This window comes from Sphingobacterium sp. UBA2610, assembly GCF_002339225.1.
In the GTDB taxonomy this organism is placed as follows: domain Bacteria; phylum Bacteroidota; class Bacteroidia; order Sphingobacteriales; family Sphingobacteriaceae; genus Sphingobacterium; species Sphingobacterium multivorum.
On the sequence record NZ_DDKA01000011.1, the window covers coordinates 89,598 to 109,073 of the forward strand.

Consider the following 19,476-nt stretch of genomic DNA (forward strand, 5'->3'; position numbering starts at 1 on the left):
GATCATCTTAAAAGGTGCTTAAATAATTGTTCGGGATAATGAGTAGCATCGATTATCGTATATGCAGTACCGGGCCAGGCACGTTTTTGATTCTCTAAGTTGAAGATTCGATCTTCTTTGCCTATATATATCTGATGCCATTGGAATGCCGCTGCTGATTTTGCACCAGCTGTTTTTTCAATCGCGATGAGCTCTGAACGGAGGTCTTCGATGTCGCGTTGGGGGGCTCTTTCAAGAAAGTAGTTAAAAAGGGCCTTGGAACCACACATGCGTAATCTGAATTTTTCTAACGTTTTATTGCTCAGGGTATCCAATGTTCCTTTAAACAACTGGCTAGGAATTCCTTTTTCGTCATCTATTGGAAATGGTGTTCCATTGATTGCAGTGCATGTGCTGATGGGGTAATTGTTGTTTTGAAGTTCGGGCAGTACCATTGATGCCGCCCATACCCCCATAGACCAGGCGAAAACCTCAATTTCCTGGTAGCCTGCCAGTAGACTTTTGTCCAACAGTAAATCCGTATAACTATGGGCAACAATAAGATCTTTGCCGACTGGGGAATAGTGCAAAAAAGGATGTTCATCCATGCCCCAGCCTGCAAAGAATAACAGTAGTTTTTCGTTGGATTTTGCCTGAAGATGCTGCTCCGGCAAATTATCGACCGGAGTGACTCTTTTAGGAGCGATTCTTTTAAGTATCATAAGCTTGCTGCGAGTTGTTTGATCATGGACGATGTCATTGTTGCTGTCAGTGAAATTCGGATTCTTGATGTTCCTTCTGGTACTGTGGGCGGGCGTATGGGAAGCACGTAAAATCCCTTTTGCTGCAGGTCTTCTGCTTTCAGTACCGTTTCCTTGTTATTACCGATAATGACCGGTAAAATATGACTCTCTGAGGGACAATTAAAGCCTTTGGCAATTATGTGCTGTTTGAGCAATAGGCTATTTTTGTGCAGATTTTGACGTCTATCTGTAAACTCACTCAAGCGTTCCAAAATAAATATACTCCATAATAGATTGATCGGTGGTAAGGCGGTTGTAAAAAGTAAAGTACGTGCCTTATTGATCAAATAATTTCGGATGGGTTCCCTGCATAGGAGGTAGCCACCGACCGATGCCAAAGCTTTTCCGAAGGTGCCTGTCAGGAAATCAATATCGGCAATACATTGCTGTTCTTCTGCGCAGCCAAGTCCCTGTATTCCGCGTACCCCTACGGCGTGAGCTTCATCGACATAAAGTAAGGTATTGGGGAAACGTTGTTTTAGACTGACCAGATAGTTGAGGTCCGTGCAATCACCATCCATGCTAAAAATACTTTCTGTAACGATGATGATGCTTGTGAAGCGATGGGCATATTTTGTCAATAAATGCGTTAAGTGCGTATAATCGGAATGCCGGTACCTGTAGCAGGTCGCATTGGATAGTCGGATGCCGTCAATTAGGCTTGCGTGGACACCCTTATCGGCGAGAATTAATGTCTGCGTATCACAAACTGCAGGAAGTATGCCTACATTCATGTGGTAGCCGCTGTTAAACACCAATGCACTTTCCGTACCGAACATTTGGCACAGCTTTGTTTCCAATTGCGTATAGCGTGCATGGTTTCCTGTGAGTAGACGCGAAGAGGAAGCGCTGAATACAGCATTATCCTTTGTCACCGAGTTTAGGAATTCTTGACGAAGTATCTGATCTGTCGCAAGTCCAAGATAATCGTTCGATGAGAGGTTGTAATGCTCTTTAACATGCTCCTGTGCTGTGTTTTCCTGTTGTTTGATAAGGGGAAGTTTTCGTTTATTCCCTTGTTTTTCAAGGGCGAATAATTCATCTTCAATGCGCTGGATTAGACTGTTTTCAATCATTGGACTGTGCTGATTACGGCTAGCAATGCCTGTGTTAACTTGTGAAGCTCACCTTCATTTATGATAAAAGGGGGCATGATATAAATCAGTTTTCCGAATGGCCTTACCCAAATTCCCTCTTCGATAAACCGCTGTTGTATGCTGGAGAGATCGACGGAGTTTTTCATCTCGATGACTGCAATTGCACCTAGAATTCTGAGCTCCTCGACTTGGGGCAGCGCTGTTGCAGCGCTAAGTTCCCTTCTCAATTGTTCTTCGATTAACGTTACTTTCGCTTTCCAGTCCGTTGCCAATAGTAGTTTGATGGAAGCGTGGGCTACTGCGCAAGCCAAGGGGTTTGCCATAAAAGTTGGCCCGTGCATAAACGTACCTGGTGTACCGTTGGAGATTGTATTCGCAACATGATCTGAGGTGATCACGGCGGATAGCGTCATATAGCCACCGGTCAAGGCTTTGCCGATACACATGATATCGGGCACTATTCCGGCATGCTCCCAGGCAAAGAGCTTGCCCGTGCGCCCAAATCCGGTAGCAATCTCATCAAAGATTAAAAGAAGTTGATTTTCTTTGCAGAGCTGTGCTGCCTGACGCAAGTACTCCGGATGGTAAAAACGCATGCCACCGGCTCCCTGGACGATAGGTTCAAGGATGAGTGCGGCCAATTCGTCCTTGTGTGAGCAGATCAGGTCTGCCAAGGGTTGGATGTCATTGGCATCCCATTCTTTCTCAAACCCTATTTTTGGGGCAGGGGCAAAATAGCGTTTGGGTAAAGCATGGTCAAAGATGCGGTGCATTCCAGTAATGGGATCACAGACCGACATTGCGTTCCAGGTATCACCATGGTACCCCGAACGAATCGTGACAAAGTTTGTCTTGTTGGTCTTTTTTTGTGAGACCCAGTATTGAATAGCCATTTTAAGCGCAACTTCTACAGCAACAGAACCCGAATCGGCATAAAATATTTTGTTGAGTGAAGTAGGGGTGATGTCAAGCAGTATTTTACCGAGAGCAATTGCTGGTTCGTGCGTAAGTCCACCAAACATCATGTGTGACATGCTACTGAGCTGTGCTGCGACCGCAGCGTTAAGGATGGGGTGATTGTAGCCATGGATGGCGCACCACCAGGAGGACATACCATCTATAAGCTGCTGTCCATTTTCCAACTCGATTATACAACCATCTGCCCGTTTAACCTTGTAGGCCGGTAAGGGATTTGTCATGGTGGTATACGGATGCCAAAGATGCTCTTTATCAAAATCATCGATAAGGTCGTGTTGATTGATTTCTTCTCTTTCCATGATGGTCTGCCGAATTAGTTCTGTTATTTGTTTTGCTGCTGTTATTTGTCTTGCTGCTTAGCGATGTTGCGCTGGATTTTATGTTCGGGTCTTGACCATTTTGGCCGTTCACCAAGATCATGGTAATGTGCCATCTCAGTTGCGATGGTTTCGGGTTGATTTCTTTTCTCGAAAGGCTGTTGTGCTACTAAACCTAACGTTTTAAACATGTCCATATCTTGGTTGACGTCGGGATTGGGCGTGGTGAGGAGTTTGTCGCCTGAGAAAATTGAATTGGCTCCCGCGAAAAAACATAACGCTTGCCCCTCTGTACTCATGTTGGTACGTCCTGCAGAAAGGCGAACTTGTGTGGTGGGCAATAAAATTCGGGCTGTAGCCACCATGCGTACCATTTCCCATATCGAAACTGTTTCCATGACTTCCATTGGAGTACCGCTTACAGGAACGAGCGCATTGATCGGTACCGATTCGGGTTGTGGAATGAGTGAAGCAAGTGTGATCAACATCGCGGCACGGTCGTCTATACTTTCTCCCATCCCAATAATACCACCACTACATACCGTTATGTTTGTTTTACGGACATTTTCGATCGTTTGAAGGCGATCGTCATAGCTTCTGGTCGAGATAATTTCCTTATAGTAATCGGCAGAGGAATCGAGGTTGTGGTTGTAGGCGTATAGTCCAGCTTCTGAAAGGCGTTGTGCTTGGTTTTCGGTCAGCATTCCTAGCGTGCAGCAGACTTCCATGTCAAGTCTATTCAGTGTTCGGACCATATCAAGTACATGGTCAAACTCAGGGCCATCTTTAACATTGCGCCAGGCGGCCCCCATACAGATCCTTGAACTACCTCCAGCTTTGGCTGCCAGTGCCTGCTCTTTTACCTGCTCTACACTCATTAAGCCTTCCGATTTTACATGCGTATGGTAACGTGCGGCCTGGGGACAATAGGCGCAGTCTTCGGGGCACCCACCTGTTTTTATGGATATCAATGTGGATACTTGTACTTTGTTGGGGTCGTGATATTTCCGATGTATCGATGCCGCTTCATAAAGCAGATCCATTATTGGTTTGTTGTATAAAGCGACAACTTCTTCCTGCGTCCATTTTGGTTTTGTTTCCATATTAATGCTAAGTTTTTATGCTAAAATCAAATCTATTTTACCTAATGACCATTCGGATTTAGCAATTCAATGCGATTATTTTTTCATGATGATTGCAAAGATTATAGTTTAAATGATAACTTTGGTAGTCCGAAATAAACATAATGAGTAGTCCGGTTAGTATAGGTTTTAATTCCATTATTAAGATAGATCGCCGTAAGGAAGATGCCGTCTATCTACAGATTGTATATCAATTTATCCATGCCGTCAAGCGAAATCTATTGGAAGAAGGGGATTTGTTGCCCGGAAGCCGGAAGATTGCTGAAGAGCTGAGCGTGCACCGAAAAACTATTGTAGCCGCTTTAGCGGAATTGCAGGAACAGGGCTGGGTAAAAATTTTGCCTAATCGCGGGACTTTTGTGAAAAATCCCGAGCTTATCGGTACTTCCGGGTCGGCGATTGAAGCCTTTAGACAGCCCCCTGATTTTGCGCCTTATTTTTTTAGAAAGGAACTCATATTGGATATGCCTATTTCAGAGGTTCCCGAAAGGTACTATTTTACGGACGGAACACCTGATTATAATGTCATTGGAGCGGAGGAACTGGTGCGTTTTTATGCATCCATGGTGAAACGGAAAAAGAAAAGTGATGATTTTCCGACGACGACAGAAGGGAATTTGTTTTTTAGGGATCAGTTAAGCTATTATCTGAATTTAACAAGAGGATTTCATCTTTCCCGGAATTTCTTGTTGCCGATTGCCAGCCGGGAACAGATTTTTTCAATTTTATCCCGATTATTGATCCGACCCGACGATATTGTATTGGTAGAAAATTTAAGTTATTTTTTACCTAACATGATCTTTAGTCAAGCTGGGGCCAAGCTAAAAACCATTCCCGTAGATGCGGAGGGGATGATTGTAGATAAGATCGGAGATCAATTTAGACCGGGAGAAATCAGGTGTGTTTACCTCAATACCAGGTGTCAGTATCCAACGACGGTTAACCTTTCCGAGCGAAGGAAAATTCAACTGTTACAGTTGGCCGAGCAGTATAACTTTATTATTATTGAGGATGATGTAGATTTTGAGTCTTCCTTTTTTAAGGAGAAAGGTGAATCACTTTTCCGGAAAAATGGCGGTAACCGCGTGATTTATACAGGCGCTTTCGGTAGTTTCTTTGATCCTGGTTTCCAAATGAATTTTTTGATCGCACCTCAGGATCTGCTGGAAGAGGGAAAAAAGTATTTGAACATCTTCGGAAAGCCGAATTTTATGATCGAGAAGACATTGGGTGAGATTATCCACCAGGGTGATATCTTTCGGTATCAGCGTAAATTTCAGAAAACAATTGCTGAGCGAAAAGAATTGTTTGCCCAATTGCTGTTACGGCATTTTGAAGATCAGATCCGGTTTGAAATCCCGTCCTCGGGACTGGCTTTTTGGATACAGTTTAATCGGGTTGTTTCGCTGACAGCCTTGCAAGAAAAAGTGCGGTTGCTAGGACTCTTGTTGCCGAGTAATTGCCTTTATCAAAATAAAACCGTTACAGCATTGCGGTTGGGGTTTGCCCATCTTGACGAACAAAGTATGGTGACGGCAATTTCTTTGTTGCATGCTGCTTATGCCGATTTGGTCGGAAATATCGACTAGTTGCTTTGCAGTATATGGGCCAATTTGTTATTACCTTCCTGAGGGGACCCACAGCAATCCACAAAGTATGTGTGCTGCCATTGTTTGCTTTTGTTAGCCTGTTTGTTGGTTGGGGTACTCCAATTTGGATAAATTCGGAATCCGCGTTTACCCACTTGACAACCTGCTGTGAGGATTTCATGTTCAATGAGCGCCTGTTTTGGAAAAACAAATAAGCCGCAATGCTGGTCTTGCCCAACTAAAATAAGGTAATAATCGAAAGGATCATCTGCAGTAAAGGGGATGGTCGACCATCGCTGTCACGTTTCCAAAGAGCAATGAATAACCCCACTTTTCTTGGTGTTATCTTAGCCTTCCTAAATTTGAAGTTTTTGTTGCCCAGTTGAAAATTAAAACCATAATAGGCTCTACCTGGTTGATCTTCCGATAGGTGCGAGCAATGGGGCATAAATATACTTTCGAGTTGATCTAGCACTTTCCTAATCATCTGGTCAGCGATCTGTGGGGCTGCCTGACGGTTAAGATTCATGTTGAGGGATATAGATTAACTGAACAACACCCGATTTGAATGTGACGCTTTGAACAAGTTTTAGAGATAGTCGTTCAGGTAAGTTTTCAAATAAAGGCTTGCCACTTCCCAGGGCAATGGGGTGAACGGAAATGCGATAGACGTCAACAAGGTTGGCTTGGATGAATGTTGTGATTAGACGTGCTCCCCCATATAGCCAAATATCTTTTCCGGGCTGTGCTTTTATTTCCTGAACATGTTCAGTGATATCAGTTTGGATGAAAGTAGCGTTTTCATCTTGTCTTGCTTGACTGGAAAAAACATATTTTTTCTTCGCATGGACATTTTTCCAAAGATTTATTTCCGTTTCATCGGCCGTAGCACCCGGTTGGAAATTACCCCAGGCATCATAGCTCACCCGGCCATAAAAGATGGTATCGACCGAAGCCAAAAAGCCATCGAAATCCATGTCATCATCCATAATGCACCAGTCAACCTCTCCCTGTGAGCCTTCAATAAAGCCATCTAAGGTCATGGCCAGATCCAATATTATTTTTCTCATGTGTGTTATTTGCTTTAAACCTATTACTTGCGTTCCCGTAATAATAGAAGCTGGGTTAGCTCAACGGCGGATTGTCAGGATGACATAAAGATAGAGAAATAATAAGGTTTGGCCAAATTGCCGAACAACGGAGCAAAGAAAAAGCCCAGCAAAGAATGTCTGGGCTTTGAGATTATATAAGGGGAATAATACTTGCTAAAAAAGTGAAGACCTAGTCTTCATCGGTGATAATATCATCACCATCTAATTCGAAACCTTCACCAAGGAAGGTATTCTCTAGTTCGAATAAATCTGAATCTTTAATCATTTTACTATTTTTTGATATTCAAAGTTATCACCCTTATTTAAGCTAATCGTCAATATAAAATGAAGTTTGTGTTAAGTGATATCGTTATATTTTTTTGAGTACAACATCTAATTTTTCTGCCTGGATGATCCGACTGAAAAACTCTTTTAAATCAAAATACTCTTCCGGCATAAACAAGGGTTTGTTTAATTGTGTTGCAGATTCGATGATCAGAACATCCGGTGTTGTATTATTGATTTTGAAAATATATCGGGCCGCACGTTCAGGAAGAGCCATACTGATGTTTTTTAACTTTCCTTCCGTTGGATATGCATAGCCTTTTGGCAGTTTGATTTCAATGTAGCACTCTTCTTGGACTAAAGAACCAAAGTCGATCGGATAATTCCGCTCCGTAAGGTTGAAGGGATTCTTGGACATTTTTGTGTCAATATAAGGATTGAATAGAAGTTGCTCATTTTGCAGGGTTGCAAAATTCTTAATCTCAATTTCAAACTCCTCCGTTAGCGGTTTATCAAGGGATTCCCGATTCGATACTTTAAAACTATTGATTTTGATGCGATTGTTTTCTTCATCTATTTTTTCGTAGAATTCTTCTTCAGAATTACTTCCTTGAAGGCGTTCACGCATTTTGGAAGCACCGTAACCGTTACGTGAGGTAATCCATTTTCCTTTTAATGCACCATCTTCCGACAGTTCACCGTAGAAGAAGTTACTGTAAGTAGATGCAAGATTTGCCTCGAGCTTTACCCAGTCAGATTCGCCTTCCAGGGGAATTGATCTTCCCTGAAAGTTGACACATTTCATTGGGATATTTCCAAACATCTCATAGGGAGAGGTCGCATCCAGCAGGTAGTAGTTTTCACCTATTTTTACCTGGGCAATGACATGGTTGAACTCTGATATCGCTGGTGCATAGAGCCCTGCATAGCCATTCTCACGTGTCGATAAAATAACAGGGATGGCATCTAGTTTCGCATAACGTAAGGCATTGACCAGTCCAAGGTTAATATCGGCGCTATTGCCTGTTCTTTTTTCGATGGCTTCTTTGATATTTTTTGCGTAGATCGAATGGCGGTTATTCCATTTTATTTGTTTCTGGAAGTAGGTATACAGTCGTACCGCTTTCTCCAGGTCATCTTTTGAATCCTGCAATACCGGTTCAATGAACTCTTTCAATGCCGTTTTTCGCTTTACATGTCCACCAAAACTTTCGTCCTGTACGAGTTTATCTCTGACATTTTCCCACGTGAGCGAAAAGTCTTTTGTCGGTCCCATTGGAATGCTATACCGACCAAGCTCAAAGAAAATGATTGACCTAAAATTTTTGGAAGAGGTCATGTAATCTTCGGTATGGAAAGCCGGAATATTTTCCATGGTATAGGTGGTTTTATTGCCTAAGACTTCTCCAACTTGAGAATCCAGGCCTGTGTTGTAATTTTCTACCTTCCGGTCACTGACGGCTAATCCCCCCTTTAAATTGGCTTTGTAATGAAAAACTTCGGGAATACGCGTGACGTATTGGCTATAAATTTTTGGGAGATCTTCCTGAAATTCCCAGGCATTTAAGTTAAAAATAAATGGCGATTCTGTGCGGTAGCGGTATTCAATAATTGTACCTTCTTGGACCTGCGGAATGGCCGCTTTCGTTACCGCATAGTTTTCTGAGGCGTTTTCGTTAAAAATATTCGCTTTCGTCATCTCTGTTTCTACAACCTTATCTCCGACGAGGTGATAGGACGCTCCCTTGATGTCCATAAGGACTTCCCGGTCGTTGCCGCTTTTATATAAAGGGATACTGAAATTAGCGTAATTATAAGCTTCCTTATTTAATATTTTAATGCGGACGTGTCTGAAAAATTGAACAACCGGACCTTTGTTTTTATCATAACTTACTTCGGCTGATCCATATTCGCGTAAGACAAAGGCATTTGCTGCTGTATCTATTTTGTCAACAGTAATGGCAAAATCTTCCTTTTTTATTTTACCGAACGAAAAATCTTGCGCTTGTAGGTATACACCACTAAGCAGGAGGAGGCCAGTGAAAAAACTTTTCATAAAAAATGACTGTATGGTTAAGAATTATAACACTAAAGTATGAAATAATTTTAAATCCAAACCCTTATAAATTAAATTGGTTGAAAAGATAAATGGATCGATCAATTGCGATTGCTTATTTGTCCCGATAGCGAGATAAACTTGTGTTGTAATTAGATAGGATGTGCTCAGATCGCATCCTTACAAGGTGAATTCGAAGCTTAACGTGACATAGCGGTAGTCTTCCCCTTTCCATTTTGGTCCCGAAAGTAGAATCTCTTTGGCTTTGGCATCGAGGTAATCATTTGCACTTTGGAGAACGCTGATATTTGTTGGGAGTCCATCTTTATCGATATAGAAGCTTAAACGGACAGTGCCCTCATAGCGGCTTTTAGCTGTTTTTTTCTTGATATAATTGTTGAACGATCTCCAGCCCCAGATAGGTTCGGCACTTTTTGATTTGCGTGAAGACATCGTTGTGACGACGACTTCATCAAGTGAGGCGCCGGAAGGTTGCAGTTTGATCGTCGTATTTTTGCTGCGACGCATATTCAATGCGACAGAATTGTAGCCCAGAGCCATGATGTCGACGAGTGAATCCATTGTGCTGGGTTGGATGGTCGCTTGTCCCTGTGCGTCGGTATTTGTCGCAAACTTGCTATTGGGTTGAATGATTGTCACTCCCGAAATAGGTAAGCCTGTCTCTTTGTCCCGAATTGTAAGTTGTAGCGGGGTACCTTGTTGTTGTGGCATCGCAATACCCGGAGCCCTGCCTGCAAGGGTATTGTTTAAACTTGATGTTCCACGAATCATAATGGTTTGGGAAGCATCTTTTTTCTTTGCCATTGGTGCATAACCGATAACAATTGTACTGTCTGCAGGCCTTAATCCAAATACAGGGCGATCATTATTGAGACCTTCCTTCATTTCTTCCAATGATTTTACACGCAGGGATGGTTCCCGGGATAAAACGGTCACCTCTTCGAGTGGATGCTGTTCATGAAGCCGCGTTCGGTTATTATCGGCTAATTGTGGCAAATGATCTTGAGATCCTATTTTTGATGCAATATCATCTGAAGGAATGATAGAATCTGCTGCTGTAACCTTTGTTTTGGGTTTTTCCTGCGTAATACTTACTTCGGCGGTACGCCTCGCTTCGGATGAATTTTTGTCCTGTCGACGGTAAAGGAGGAGACCAATCCCCAATACGATCACTGCCGCTGCGGCGATGGCAAGTCTCTTCCAATCAAAGACCTTTATTTTAGCGGTATTATTTTTCTGAACACGTTGTGCAATTTGGTTGTTGATTGTTGTAAGTACGGTTTTATTCTGATCCATTTCCATACCCATAAGAATATCGGCCAGCATGGGGTCACGCTGTGCCTCACGTTCAAGCGCGTACATCTCCGTAGGAGATAATTCGCCGTTGACGTATTTCTTTAAGTATGCTATGTCGTAATTACTGTTGCTCATTCCAAGCCTCCATGCAATTTTTTAAATTCCGTTTCCCATTCTGTATATAGCTCTTTACTTCGTTCAAGCTATAACCGGTAGATTCGCTAATCTCTTTGTAACATTTTTCCTCTAAGAAGAAGAGTCTGACCGACTGCTGCTGTTTGTCTGGCAACTTTTCCAGACAGCCTTCCATGGCTGTTAGCTGTTCTTCTTTTTCATCATATTGTTCATACTGATGCACGTCTCCTGGAAATTTCACAAATTCATCCAAAGAAATTTGAGATTTGTTCTTTTGAGACCTTAAATACATCAAACAATGGTTCTTGCTTAGTACATAAAGCCATCTTGGGAAGTCCTTGATTTCTTGCTTGTTGACTTTATATATTAATTCTTCAAAGATATTCATGACAGCATCTTTGCTCAATTCGGAATCTTGGAGATACCGTAAACAAACATAGTATACCATCTCGGTATGTCGCTGGTATAGATCCCCCAATACCTGGAGCTCCATGGATTCCTGGTAGTGCAGCAAGAGCTCGTGGTCTTGTGCTGTATCTATTTTTGACGACTTGAATGCGAACATTTTATTGGCTAAAAATATTTTTTTTTTCTGGTTTATGGAAATTTAATATTTGTGGCATCCCTTGGCAAAAATGTAAAGATATGAGAGCAATACTTTTTGTAATAGGCTTGTTGCTATCCTTAGGTGGACATGCCAATCAGGGATATGAGGTCAGCGGTAAGGTTGTCGATGCGAATACAGGGACTGCCCTTGCGGGCGTACAGGTGAGCAATGTTGCTACAAAAGCGCTGGTGCGGACCGACGATAAGGGAAACTATCGTATTCAAGTCCTTGACGGTAAAAATACCTTGATTTTTAGTTATATCGGATATCTTGAGCAACGGATAGCGGTCAACCATCGGACAACGATTGATGTGGCCTTGGCGCAACAAAACACCACACTGGATGAAGTTGTGGTGACCGGATCTGAGCGCAGGGCGAAGCGTCAGACGGCGTCGGTGATGAATGTTAATGCAGCTTTGTCAGGGCAAGTATCGGGTCTGTATATTCGAGGGACGGGTTATGTGCCTAATCAGAACCAAGAATCTTATAAAAAAATAAAGGAAAACAAGTTTATCAATTCACGAAAAGAACCTTTATCAACGTTGGCGGCCGATGTTGATGCCGCTTCCTATAGTAACGTACGTCGTTTTATCAATTCAGGAACACTACCTGAAAAAGATGCGGTACGGGTTGAAGAGATGATCAATTACTTTCAGTATCAAGTGGCCGGACCTAAGAATGGCGAACCTGTAAATATCGTCACCGAATTGACCAAGGCACCCTGGAATACTACACATCAGCTCATGCGCATAACATTAAAGGCGAAAGATATACCGACGGCGAATCTTAAAGCTTCCAATCTGGTGTTTTTGATCGATGTGTCGGGATCAATGATGGGACCGGGGCGTCTGCCTTTGGTGAAAGCTTCGCTGAAGATGTTGGTTGATCAACTACGTGCTGTAGACCATGTTGCCATTGTGACCTATGCTGGATCGGCAGGGGTAAAACTGGAGAGTACGCCCGGTGATGAAAAGATGAAAATTAAATCGGCTATTGAGGAGCTGGAAGCCGGTGGAAGTACGGCTGGAGCTGCAGGAATTAAGAAGGCTTACGAAATTGCGAAGCAACAATTTATCAAAGGTGGAAACAACCGGATTATTTTGGCTAGTGACGGCGATTTCAATGTTGGGGAAAGCAGTGACGAATCGATGGAAGAGCTGATTGCCAAAGAAAGTAAATCGGGGGTTTTCCTCACAGTATTGGGGTATGGCATGGGGAATCTGAAGGACAGTAAGATGGAAATCCTTGCAGACAAAGGGCATGGGAATTATGCGTATATCGACAACATTTCTGAAGCACGAAAAGCGATGGTGACCGAATTCGGGGGAACCTTGTTTACCGTTGCGAAAGATGTCAAGATCCAGGTCGAATTTAATCCCAGTTATGTGCAGGCATACCGTTTAGTGGGGTACGAAAACCGCTTGTTGGAAGCTGAAGATTTCAATGACGATCAAAAGATGGGTGGTGATATGGGGGTAGGTCATGTGGTGACAGCCCTATATGAAATTGTACCGGTCGGTGTGGAGTCTGGGATGGTCGGAACGGTAGACCCCTTAAAATATCAACAACAAGCGGATCCGGTAGCTGAGCGGAGAAATGCTGAACTGGCAACCGTGAAATTTCGGTATAAGGAGCCCGAAGGGGAGAAAAGCAAGTTGCAACAAAAGGTGATAGGAACTACTGTTACGGAATTGAATCGCGTGAGTGAAGATTTACAGTTCGCCACTGCGGTAGCGGAACTTGGTCTATTACTTCGTGATTCTGATTTTAAGCAAAAGGCCAGTTTTGATCAGCTCATCGCGCGCGCAAAAGCTTCCAAAGGCAAAGATGAGGAAGGTTATCGTGCTGAATTTATCCGTATGGCAGAGAATGCACGGGATTTATCGAGATCGAAAGAATAACTAAAAATGGCTAAAGATGAATTTTTCAGTAGCAGCAATCGAAATGCGGCTACTGGAAATAAGTTTAGTTTGTGGGGCAATAAGTAAAAAAGTAAATAAAATCTATATTTTTAGTTCATCAATAAAAGGAACGTATTTTGCTTCTGCTGATTTGCGCTATGTGATATTTGGTGAGTAAGTGCAATCTGAGCGATGTGTTGTTATAGTATATGGAAATAAAAAATGTTAGATAAATGAAGAATTTTTTCTTGTGCTTTCTTTTGGCTATTGGTATTACAGTGCCATCAGTAGCCCAAAATGCGAGCTTGAATAAACAACAGACCATGGCTTATATTAATAAGCTATATAAGGTAGCTTACCGTTATAAGGATACGAAAATTGACACGGTAACGGTAGATGGGAAGGTGTTAACAGTCTTTCTTTCCAGTGGCCAGCATTTTAGAAGTGATATTGCCAAATCAGATGTACTTGTCATTGCAAGAGTAAAATCCGGTTATCAAATTCGATTTAAGTCTTCGCCAAGCACGGATGAAATTTTATGGGCGATCCAAACGGAAGAAGATGCTAAGCGTCTGAAAAATGCATTGGAGCATTTGGTTAAAATCGTAAAGACCGAAAAAAAGACAGATCCTTTTGGAAGTTAAATCGTAATCGGGGATCCGTTGGGTAATAGAATGTTCGGCAAGGTATGAGCTTGCCGAACTGAATAGAGAAAGTAGTAGGACTTGCACATGGATATGTGTTGAGGATTGCTGAGGGGGTAACCAAATGCCTACTAGATATAAAGACGATTGGCTTCATGGCCGAAATTGATGTGGCTGTTGAAACCATCGATTGTAAATCATATCGCTTATACGAAGTAAGCATATTAACATGAATTCGGTGTTAAAATGTTGTTATCTTATTGTGATTAAGTGTGTTGTGTGTTTGTTTTTGAATTATTTTATTTCTCCTGTTGATGAATTTAATTCCCGGAAGGAACTTAATCCTCTTTCTAGGTTTATATTTCCGAGATAGCTGCTATTCATGCTCCGATTAGTTCCGTCAGCTGCAACAAAACCTAGATATAGATGATATGTATCACTTTGGGTTAGTTTCGGTATTTGAATAGATTCTCGCAAATCCATAATGTAATTTTGAAGTAAAACACCTTGTGAAGCGTTTATTGGATTTTCAGGAATGAGGAGTACCAAGGTTCGGAAATCTGTCAGATCCTCGTACAAGAGTTTTTCGGTGTTTTTTAGTTCCCAAGTGATATGGATAGTTTCGTTCAACAATTGAAATGTTGCCCCTGTAATCTCTTCGTCCAAACCTCGGCTTATGGCAATCTTTTCATAATCGATATGAAAACCTTCATCGTCTTGTTGCATGACATGGTGAAGGTTATAGGACATCGCCGCATTAAATGCTGTCATATTTTTGGCGTAGAGGGAAAAACCGAGCCGTATGACTCTCGTGTAAGGACTTAAGAATTGTTGCATAAGTCCAAATTTGTTTCGGTTGTTCACTTCCTTTTCAGAAAGTGCTCTTTTTTTATTCACCCTCGGAAGAGACCTGACATAATTGATCTCTTTCCATTTACAAAAAACAACTGCCCCCACTTTGCCCGAGGGAGGACCATTTACACCCTGTGTTACATTTGCCATAGTATTAAATTAAATGTGTAGGGGTACTAACACACAACGAATAGATAAGTTTAGTTTAATCTATTAAATAATTGTAAATAAGGTGTTACGTAATAGGGAGTTAATAGGTAGTTAAGACGGCTTCATCCGAATGAGGTCCCTATAAGGTCCCTATAAAGTCCCTACCAAATCCCTTTAAGTGCATTATTTTTTTTGGGTGAAATCGCTTATTGATGAGGTGTTGGTAAATTGGTGTTTGCGAAAAAAAAACTTATTTTTACCAATTAAATCACATCGAATTTGACACATCAGGAAAAGTCGAGCCAGATTAGGAGGGAAATAAATCTTTCCTACCAGCAGCTTAAAGGAATGTATCCCATCTTAAAAAGTCAGAACAGTATCGGAATGGCTCTATTCGCACTGGCGATCCTGGCAATTGTCGTTGTATCGATAGCTTGGTTTCGCGCTGTTGTTCCAACTTGGCTTATGATTGTCAGTAATGCGTTTTTTATGGGCGTGTTGCATGAAATAGAGCATGATCTGATTCATTGGCTTTATTTTAAAAGACAAAAGGCAATTCATCATTTTATGCTTTTTAGTGTATGGATATTACGTCCATTGACGGTAAATCCTTGGATACGCAGGACCTTGCATCATCATCATCATAAGTTTTCGGGTACATTACATGATGTTGAGGAACGCAGTGTTACGAATGGCGAGCAGTGGTCGATCAAACGTCTGTTAACAACTCCCGATGTTGTGTTGGGTGGGCTCTTTCGACTGCATCGCATGTTTAACGATATGGACAGCGAGGTGAAAAATGGAAATCTAAAGTTGGAGACTTCTTCAAAACTAAAACGGATTATGTTTTTGAGCATTGTTCCAGTGACGATTTTTGCACATGTGATTTTATATTTCTTTTTTGCAGACCTGTTATTTGGTTGGTTAAGTGAGGTTTTTGAGTTAGATTTGAGTTTTCCACACTATGTTAATAACATGTTGATAAGTCTGCATGGGATCATTTATGTTATTCTATTGCCAAACTTATTACGTCAGTTTTGTTTGCATTTTATTACATCAAACATGCATTATTTTGGTGATGTTGAAGCTGGAAATGTTATTGAGCAGACGCAAGTATTGACAGTTTGGTGGACTTTTCCGATGCAATTGTTTTGTTTCTTTTTCGGTTGGACACATAGCATCCATCATTTTGTCGTCAATGAGACATTTTACGTACGTCATATTGGGCGCAAGAAGGCACAAGAAATTTTGCGCAAGTATGGGGTTCGTTTTAATGATTTGGGAACGTTTAGAAGGGCAAACCGTTTTCGTGAACTTTCCAACAAAGAAGTTTAGTCCTTTTTATTTACCTTTTTTTTACGATAGGTTTTATAGTTACCATGCTGCTGATAGACGAGGGCTCCCTCTTCACAATAGTTGGTTAGATAAACAGAGAATTTGTTGCTTTGGCTCTTGTCAATACCCAATTGGACCAACACTTCCGAAACACGTCGTGCTGCGTGGAAAAAATCCGAATGATAGACGAGGTCATCCAGTTTTTTGCTTAGCGTGATTCTTTCCTGCGCATCAGGAGGTAGGGAATAGGGCGAATTAAAAACAATATCATGCTGAAAAAATACCGTCGGTTGGATTTCCAGGCTGCGGCATAAAGTTAAAAAGTTTGTGAGCGTTAAGTCTTTTCCCTTTTCTATACCATTGAGTGTTCCTGTTGAAATGCCTGTTAGATGGGATAGATCCCGTAGTGAATAATAAAGATCATTTCGTTTCGCGCGAAAGCGTAAACCAATTGTTTCCAGTAATGCTTTGTCTTCATCCGTCATACAACGAATTGAATGACAATTTGCGCAAAATATAGTTCATTATTTTGTTTAAAAATTTGTATTTATTATTTTTTCTTTTATATTTGTTATAACAGATGATTTAATCGGTACTGAGATTTGTTTAGTAAATAGACCCTACGTCACCGTCCTGTGTAAACCAATATAAAAAGTTATTATCTAGTAGCACACAGGCGAATGAAAAACGAAATTATTTAAGCAGATATTGTCAATTTACCTGGCTTCGGTTTCCAAGAATCCGTCAAGTTCCACCGGAGCCGTGGTAAATTGTCGAGTACGTCGGCACAATGACCGAAATTTTGGTCAGATTCTACCAGATTGTGTATGACGACAAAAGTCGACTTGCCCGGCTTCGGTTTCCAAGAATCCGTCAAGTTCCGCCGGAGCTGTGGTGAGTTGCATGGTTGCGGCTATTCGCCTGTTATTGTCCACTCATAAAATAATAAATCAGATAAAACACAATCAACACACATACTGCAATAATAAGTGTACGTTTGAGATTTCGACCGGCAGGTTCATCATCTTTTTCCTCAACGGCAACATCAGGTAGTTTCTCTTCCTGTTTTTGATCGCTATGTTCGGGGGTTTCATATTTATTTTCCATCACTCAACTTGTTTGTTATTGTAAATAGAACAGTTGCAAATTGTAAATCGTTGAGTTGGGTATATTTTTATTCCTATAAAAAAGCATGTTATGGAGCGCTGAGCACGCGACGTGAATAAATAAAACGGTAAAGCATTGTGTTTTTTCGAGTATTTGCATACATTGCGGCTATAATTAACGCGACAAACCTAAACAACCTGTAAACCTGCGTTTACAAATAATTTTGCGTTAAACGAAGTCTGTAATAAATAATTGAGCACTAAATGAAAAGAAGAACTCTTATCGGAACATTGGTAGCTGGATGTATGATGTTGGCTGTTAGTCCAACATTTGCACAACAGAAAGCTGCAAAAAAGGAAATTGGTCTACAGTTATATTCTGTACGTGAAGAAATCGGTAAAAACGCCAATTTCGACCAGATTCTGCAAAAGATCTCAGCATTGGGTTATACAGGAGTGGAAGCTGCTGGATACAAAGATGGTAAATTATATAACTTGAGCCCACAAGAGTTTAAGGCAAAAGTTGAAAAAGCTGGAATGAAGGTGATTTCATCACATGCAACGAAAACGCTATCAGAGAAAGAGTTAAGCTCTGGAGATTTTACAGAATCCCTAAAATGGTGGGACGAATGTATTGCTACGCACAAAGCAGCGGGAATGAAATACATCGTCACGCCTTGGATGGATGTACCTAAAACACTTAAGGATCTGGAAACGCAATGTCGCTACCTGGATGCTGTGGGTGCGAAATGCCGTCAGCAAGGAATCATTTACGGATACCACAACCACTCGCATGAGTTTAGAAAAGTGGAAGATAAAGTGATGTACGATTATATGTTAGAGCATACAAATCCTGAACATGTATTCTTCGAGATGGACGTCTATTGGGCGGTCATGGGGCAAGTTAGTCCGGTTGATTACTTCAATAAATATGCGGGCAGATTCAAGGCTTTGCACATTAAGGACCACCGCGAAATTGGCCAAAGTGGTATGGTCGGTTTCGATGCAATTTTTAACAATTCAAAAGTTGCTGGCCTGCAATATATTTTTGTTGAGCTGGAAGAAACACGTAACGATATTTATACCGGTTTACAACAAAGTATCGATTATCTGAAAAAAGCATCTTTTGTAAAGGCTAGCTACTTAAAATAGCCAAAAATAGGGAGAAAATTGACCCAGTTGAGACAATTCTCCGTTTGATAGATTTATTATTTTTCGTTAACTTGAATGTAATAAAAAGGGATTTTTTATTGAATTAAATTAGACCATATGAAACGGATTATTGTTGCCACAGACTATGCTGAAGAGGCCGAACATGCCTTAAAGTTTATTATGGAAGTTTTTGCAGGAAAAGAATACGAGCTCGTTTTATTTTCTCTTCAAAATCCTTCCATTCATGCAATGAACGCTCGACTTTCTCCCGATTCTATGTTCAAGATTTTTGAACATCAAAGTAAGGTTTTACGACGTAAAGCCGAGGCGATTACGGCCGAAAGTGGTGTTTTGACTATTCCTTATCTTGCGGCAGGTTTGTTTTATGACCAGATGACAAAATGCATCCAGGAGACGAATGCGGATTTGTTGGTGATGGGAATGGCCAAACGTTCCTTTGATCAGGACATGCTGGGGAATACCACCACGGCAGCAATCAGTAAGTTAAAAATACCTATCCTTTCCGTTCCGCTGGGCGCAAAATTTACGGGTCTGGAGCATATTCTTTTTGCCTGTGATATTGTTCGTGGTGTACAAAAGGAAATTCTTGAAAAAGTCAAGGATTTTGCCGCTGAATTTGGTGCGGTACTGGAGGTTCTCAATATTCGAAAAACTGTTGAGCAGCTGAATGAGGAAAAAGGAAAAGAAACACGTGAAACCATCAACGATGTGATGGGAATCGTAAGTTATTACTACAAAAATGTAACCTCCAATGAGGTTGTAAAAGCGATCCGGGACGAAGTAAAAGAGAGCAGTACGGATCTGCTGGTCATGATCCCCTATAAGTACGGTTTTTGGAGCTCATTGACCCACCGGAGTAAAACACGGATGATGGCATCGGGTCTGGATGTTCCTTTACTGACCATCTCGATCTAATTTT

The 19,476-nt window shown here is 41.4% G+C and carries 18 protein-coding genes and 1 pseudogene; 7 read left to right on the forward strand and 12 right to left on the reverse strand.

Annotation, left to right across the window (positions count from 1 at the left end; all coding sequences use genetic code 11):
• Positions 1–2: 2 nt before the first annotated feature.
• Genes B4Z47_RS07865 through bioB form a run of 4 tightly spaced genes read right to left on the reverse strand, consistent with a single transcriptional unit; the run spans position 3 to position 4,277 of the window.
• Positions 3–701, reverse strand: coding sequence for a DUF452 family protein (locus B4Z47_RS07865; protein ID WP_115046752.1), 699 nt, complete (start codon positions 699–701; stop codon positions 3–5).
• Complete coding sequence (locus B4Z47_RS07870) at positions 698–1,858, reverse strand: 8-amino-7-oxononanoate synthase (RefSeq protein WP_115046754.1); 1,161 nt, start codon at positions 1,856–1,858, stop codon at positions 698–700. Before B4Z47_RS07870 ends, B4Z47_RS07865 begins: the two co-directional genes overlap by 4 nt.
• Positions 1,855–3,156 (reverse strand): adenosylmethionine--8-amino-7-oxononanoate transaminase, encoded by a 1,302-nt coding sequence (gene bioA, locus B4Z47_RS07875; RefSeq protein ID WP_115046755.1) that lies wholly within the window; start codon positions 3,154–3,156, stop codon positions 1,855–1,857. Before bioA ends, B4Z47_RS07870 begins: the two co-directional genes overlap by 4 nt.
• A 41-nt stretch (positions 3,157–3,197) precedes the next feature.
• A complete protein-coding gene (gene bioB / locus B4Z47_RS07880) occupies positions 3,198–4,277 on the reverse strand; it encodes a biotin synthase BioB (protein ID WP_115046756.1) in 1,080 nt (359 codons plus the stop codon).
• 143 nt (positions 4,278–4,420) lie between these two features.
• Here bioB and B4Z47_RS07885 point away from each other — a divergent pair, with 143 nt between their 5' ends.
• The gene (locus B4Z47_RS07885) at positions 4,421–5,905 is read left to right on the forward strand and encodes a PLP-dependent aminotransferase family protein (protein ID WP_115046758.1); all 1,485 of its coding nucleotides are present in this window, start codon (positions 4,421–4,423) and stop codon (positions 5,903–5,905) included.
• On the opposite strand, the pseudogene B4Z47_RS24705 reads toward B4Z47_RS07885, so the two are convergent.
• The 5 genes and pseudogenes from B4Z47_RS24705 to B4Z47_RS07910 all read right to left on the reverse strand — a co-directional run bounded on the left by B4Z47_RS24705 (position 5,902) and on the right by B4Z47_RS07910 (position 11,354).
• A pseudogene (locus B4Z47_RS24705) lies at positions 5,902–6,434 on the reverse strand (MepB family protein). The gene B4Z47_RS07885 and the pseudogene B4Z47_RS24705 sit on opposite strands and share 4 nt — an antisense overlap.
• Positions 6,424–6,975: a dihydrofolate reductase family protein gene (locus tag B4Z47_RS07895; protein ID WP_112375548.1), complete on the reverse strand. Its 552-nt coding sequence runs from the start codon at positions 6,973–6,975 to the stop codon at positions 6,424–6,426. Before B4Z47_RS07895 ends, B4Z47_RS24705 begins: the two are co-directional and overlap by 11 nt.
• A 391-nt stretch (positions 6,976–7,366) precedes the next feature.
• Positions 7,367–9,337 (reverse strand): DUF3857 domain-containing protein, encoded by a 1,971-nt coding sequence (locus tag B4Z47_RS07900; RefSeq protein ID WP_286727133.1) that lies wholly within the window; start codon positions 9,335–9,337, stop codon positions 7,367–7,369.
• A 180-nt stretch (positions 9,338–9,517) separates the two neighbouring features.
• Positions 9,518–10,789 carry a TonB family protein gene (locus B4Z47_RS07905; RefSeq protein WP_115046762.1) on the reverse strand — a complete coding sequence of 424 codons (1,272 nt, stop codon included), beginning with the start codon at positions 10,787–10,789 and terminating at the stop codon, positions 9,518–9,520.
• On the reverse strand, positions 10,776–11,354 hold the full coding sequence (locus B4Z47_RS07910) for an RNA polymerase sigma factor (protein ID WP_070565798.1): 579 nt from the start codon (positions 11,352–11,354) through the stop codon (positions 10,776–10,778). Before B4Z47_RS07910 ends, B4Z47_RS07905 begins: the two co-directional genes overlap by 14 nt.
• Positions 11,355–11,434: 80 nt before the next feature.
• Between B4Z47_RS07910 and B4Z47_RS07915 the strand changes: the two genes are divergently transcribed.
• Genes B4Z47_RS07915 through B4Z47_RS07925 form a run of 3 tightly spaced genes read left to right on the forward strand, consistent with a single transcriptional unit; the run spans position 11,435 to position 13,941 of the window.
• On the forward strand, positions 11,435–13,297 hold the full coding sequence (locus B4Z47_RS07915) for a vWA domain-containing protein (RefSeq protein WP_115049405.1): 1,863 nt from the start codon (positions 11,435–11,437) through the stop codon (positions 13,295–13,297).
• 16 nt (positions 13,298–13,313) lie between these two features.
• On the forward strand, positions 13,314–13,475 hold the full coding sequence (locus tag B4Z47_RS07920) for a hypothetical protein (RefSeq protein ID WP_159333293.1): 162 nt from the start codon (positions 13,314–13,316) through the stop codon (positions 13,473–13,475).
• A gap of 55 nt (positions 13,476–13,530) precedes the next feature.
• The gene (locus B4Z47_RS07925) at positions 13,531–13,941 is read left to right on the forward strand and encodes a hypothetical protein (protein ID WP_070565800.1); all 411 of its coding nucleotides are present in this window, start codon (positions 13,531–13,533) and stop codon (positions 13,939–13,941) included.
• A gap of 294 nt (positions 13,942–14,235) precedes the next feature.
• Here the strand turns inward: B4Z47_RS07925 and B4Z47_RS07930 are convergent, their stop codons facing one another.
• Positions 14,236–14,943, reverse strand: coding sequence for a DUF6266 family protein (locus B4Z47_RS07930; RefSeq protein WP_070565802.1), 708 nt, complete (start codon positions 14,941–14,943; stop codon positions 14,236–14,238).
• A gap of 279 nt (positions 14,944–15,222) precedes the next feature.
• Here B4Z47_RS07930 and B4Z47_RS07935 point away from each other — a divergent pair, with 279 nt between their 5' ends.
• Positions 15,223–16,278: a fatty acid desaturase gene (locus tag B4Z47_RS07935; protein WP_083295925.1), complete on the forward strand. Its 1,056-nt coding sequence runs from the start codon at positions 15,223–15,225 to the stop codon at positions 16,276–16,278.
• On the opposite strand, the gene B4Z47_RS07940 is transcribed toward B4Z47_RS07935, so the two are convergent.
• Both B4Z47_RS07940 and B4Z47_RS07945 read right to left on the reverse strand, forming a co-directional pair.
• Positions 16,275–16,763, reverse strand: coding sequence for a helix-turn-helix domain-containing protein (locus B4Z47_RS07940; protein ID WP_070565806.1), 489 nt, complete (start codon positions 16,761–16,763; stop codon positions 16,275–16,277). The genes B4Z47_RS07935 and B4Z47_RS07940 overlap by 4 nt on opposite strands.
• 439 nt (positions 16,764–17,202) lie before the next feature.
• The gene (locus B4Z47_RS07945; protein ID WP_070565808.1) at positions 17,203–17,385 is read right to left on the reverse strand and encodes a hypothetical protein; all 183 of its coding nucleotides are present in this window, start codon (positions 17,383–17,385) and stop codon (positions 17,203–17,205) included.
• A gap of 263 nt (positions 17,386–17,648) precedes the next feature.
• Between B4Z47_RS07945 and B4Z47_RS07950 the strand changes: the two genes are divergently transcribed.
• Together B4Z47_RS07950 and B4Z47_RS07955 are read left to right on the forward strand one after the other, a co-directional pair.
• The gene (locus tag B4Z47_RS07950) at positions 17,649–18,536 is read left to right on the forward strand and encodes a sugar phosphate isomerase/epimerase family protein (RefSeq protein WP_070565810.1); all 888 of its coding nucleotides are present in this window, start codon (positions 17,649–17,651) and stop codon (positions 18,534–18,536) included.
• Between the two features lie 117 nt (positions 18,537–18,653).
• Positions 18,654–19,472, forward strand: coding sequence for a universal stress protein (locus tag B4Z47_RS07955; RefSeq protein WP_070565812.1), 819 nt, complete (start codon positions 18,654–18,656; stop codon positions 19,470–19,472).
• Positions 19,473–19,476: the final 4 nt, after the last annotated feature.

Excerpts from the sequence above, each read along its gene's own strand:
- B4Z47_RS07920 (WP_159333293.1), top strand. The coding sequence starts at position 13,314 with ATGAATTTTTCAGTAGCAGCAATCGAAATGCGGCTACTGGAAATAAGT.
- B4Z47_RS07930 (WP_070565802.1), bottom strand. The coding sequence starts at position 14,943 with ATGGCAAATGTAACACAGGGTGTAAATGGTCCTCCCTCGGGCAAAGTG.
- bioA (WP_115046755.1), bottom strand. The coding sequence starts at position 3,156 with ATGGAAAGAGAAGAAATCAATCAACACGACCTTATCGATGATTTTGAT.
- B4Z47_RS07940 (WP_070565806.1), bottom strand. The coding sequence starts at position 16,763 with ATGACGGATGAAGACAAAGCATTACTGGAAACAATTGGTTTACGCTTT.
- B4Z47_RS07865 (WP_115046752.1), bottom strand. The coding sequence starts at position 701 with ATGATACTTAAAAGAATCGCTCCTAAAAGAGTCACTCCGGTCGATAAT.
- B4Z47_RS07885 (WP_115046758.1), top strand. The coding sequence starts at position 4,421 with ATGAGTAGTCCGGTTAGTATAGGTTTTAATTCCATTATTAAGATAGAT.
- B4Z47_RS07895 (WP_112375548.1), bottom strand. The coding sequence starts at position 6,975 with ATGAGAAAAATAATATTGGATCTGGCCATGACCTTAGATGGCTTTATT.
- B4Z47_RS07955 (WP_070565812.1), top strand. The coding sequence starts at position 18,654 with ATGAAACGGATTATTGTTGCCACAGACTATGCTGAAGAGGCCGAACAT.
- B4Z47_RS07900 (WP_286727133.1), bottom strand. The coding sequence starts at position 9,337 with ATGAAAAGTTTTTTCACTGGCCTCCTCCTGCTTAGTGGTGTATACCTA.
- B4Z47_RS07945 (WP_070565808.1), bottom strand. The coding sequence starts at position 17,385 with ATGGAAAATAAATATGAAACCCCCGAACATAGCGATCAAAAACAGGAA.
- B4Z47_RS07925 (WP_070565800.1), top strand. The coding sequence starts at position 13,531 with ATGAAGAATTTTTTCTTGTGCTTTCTTTTGGCTATTGGTATTACAGTG.
- B4Z47_RS07950 (WP_070565810.1), top strand. The coding sequence starts at position 17,649 with ATGAAAAGAAGAACTCTTATCGGAACATTGGTAGCTGGATGTATGATG.
- B4Z47_RS07910 (WP_070565798.1), bottom strand. The coding sequence starts at position 11,354 with ATGTTCGCATTCAAGTCGTCAAAAATAGATACAGCACAAGACCACGAG.
- B4Z47_RS07915 (WP_115049405.1), top strand. The coding sequence starts at position 11,435 with ATGAGAGCAATACTTTTTGTAATAGGCTTGTTGCTATCCTTAGGTGGA.
- B4Z47_RS07870 (WP_115046754.1), bottom strand. The coding sequence starts at position 1,858 with ATGATTGAAAACAGTCTAATCCAGCGCATTGAAGATGAATTATTCGCC.
- B4Z47_RS07905 (WP_115046762.1), bottom strand. The coding sequence starts at position 10,789 with ATGAGCAACAGTAATTACGACATAGCATACTTAAAGAAATACGTCAAC.
- bioB (WP_115046756.1), bottom strand. The coding sequence starts at position 4,277 with ATGGAAACAAAACCAAAATGGACGCAGGAAGAAGTTGTCGCTTTATAC.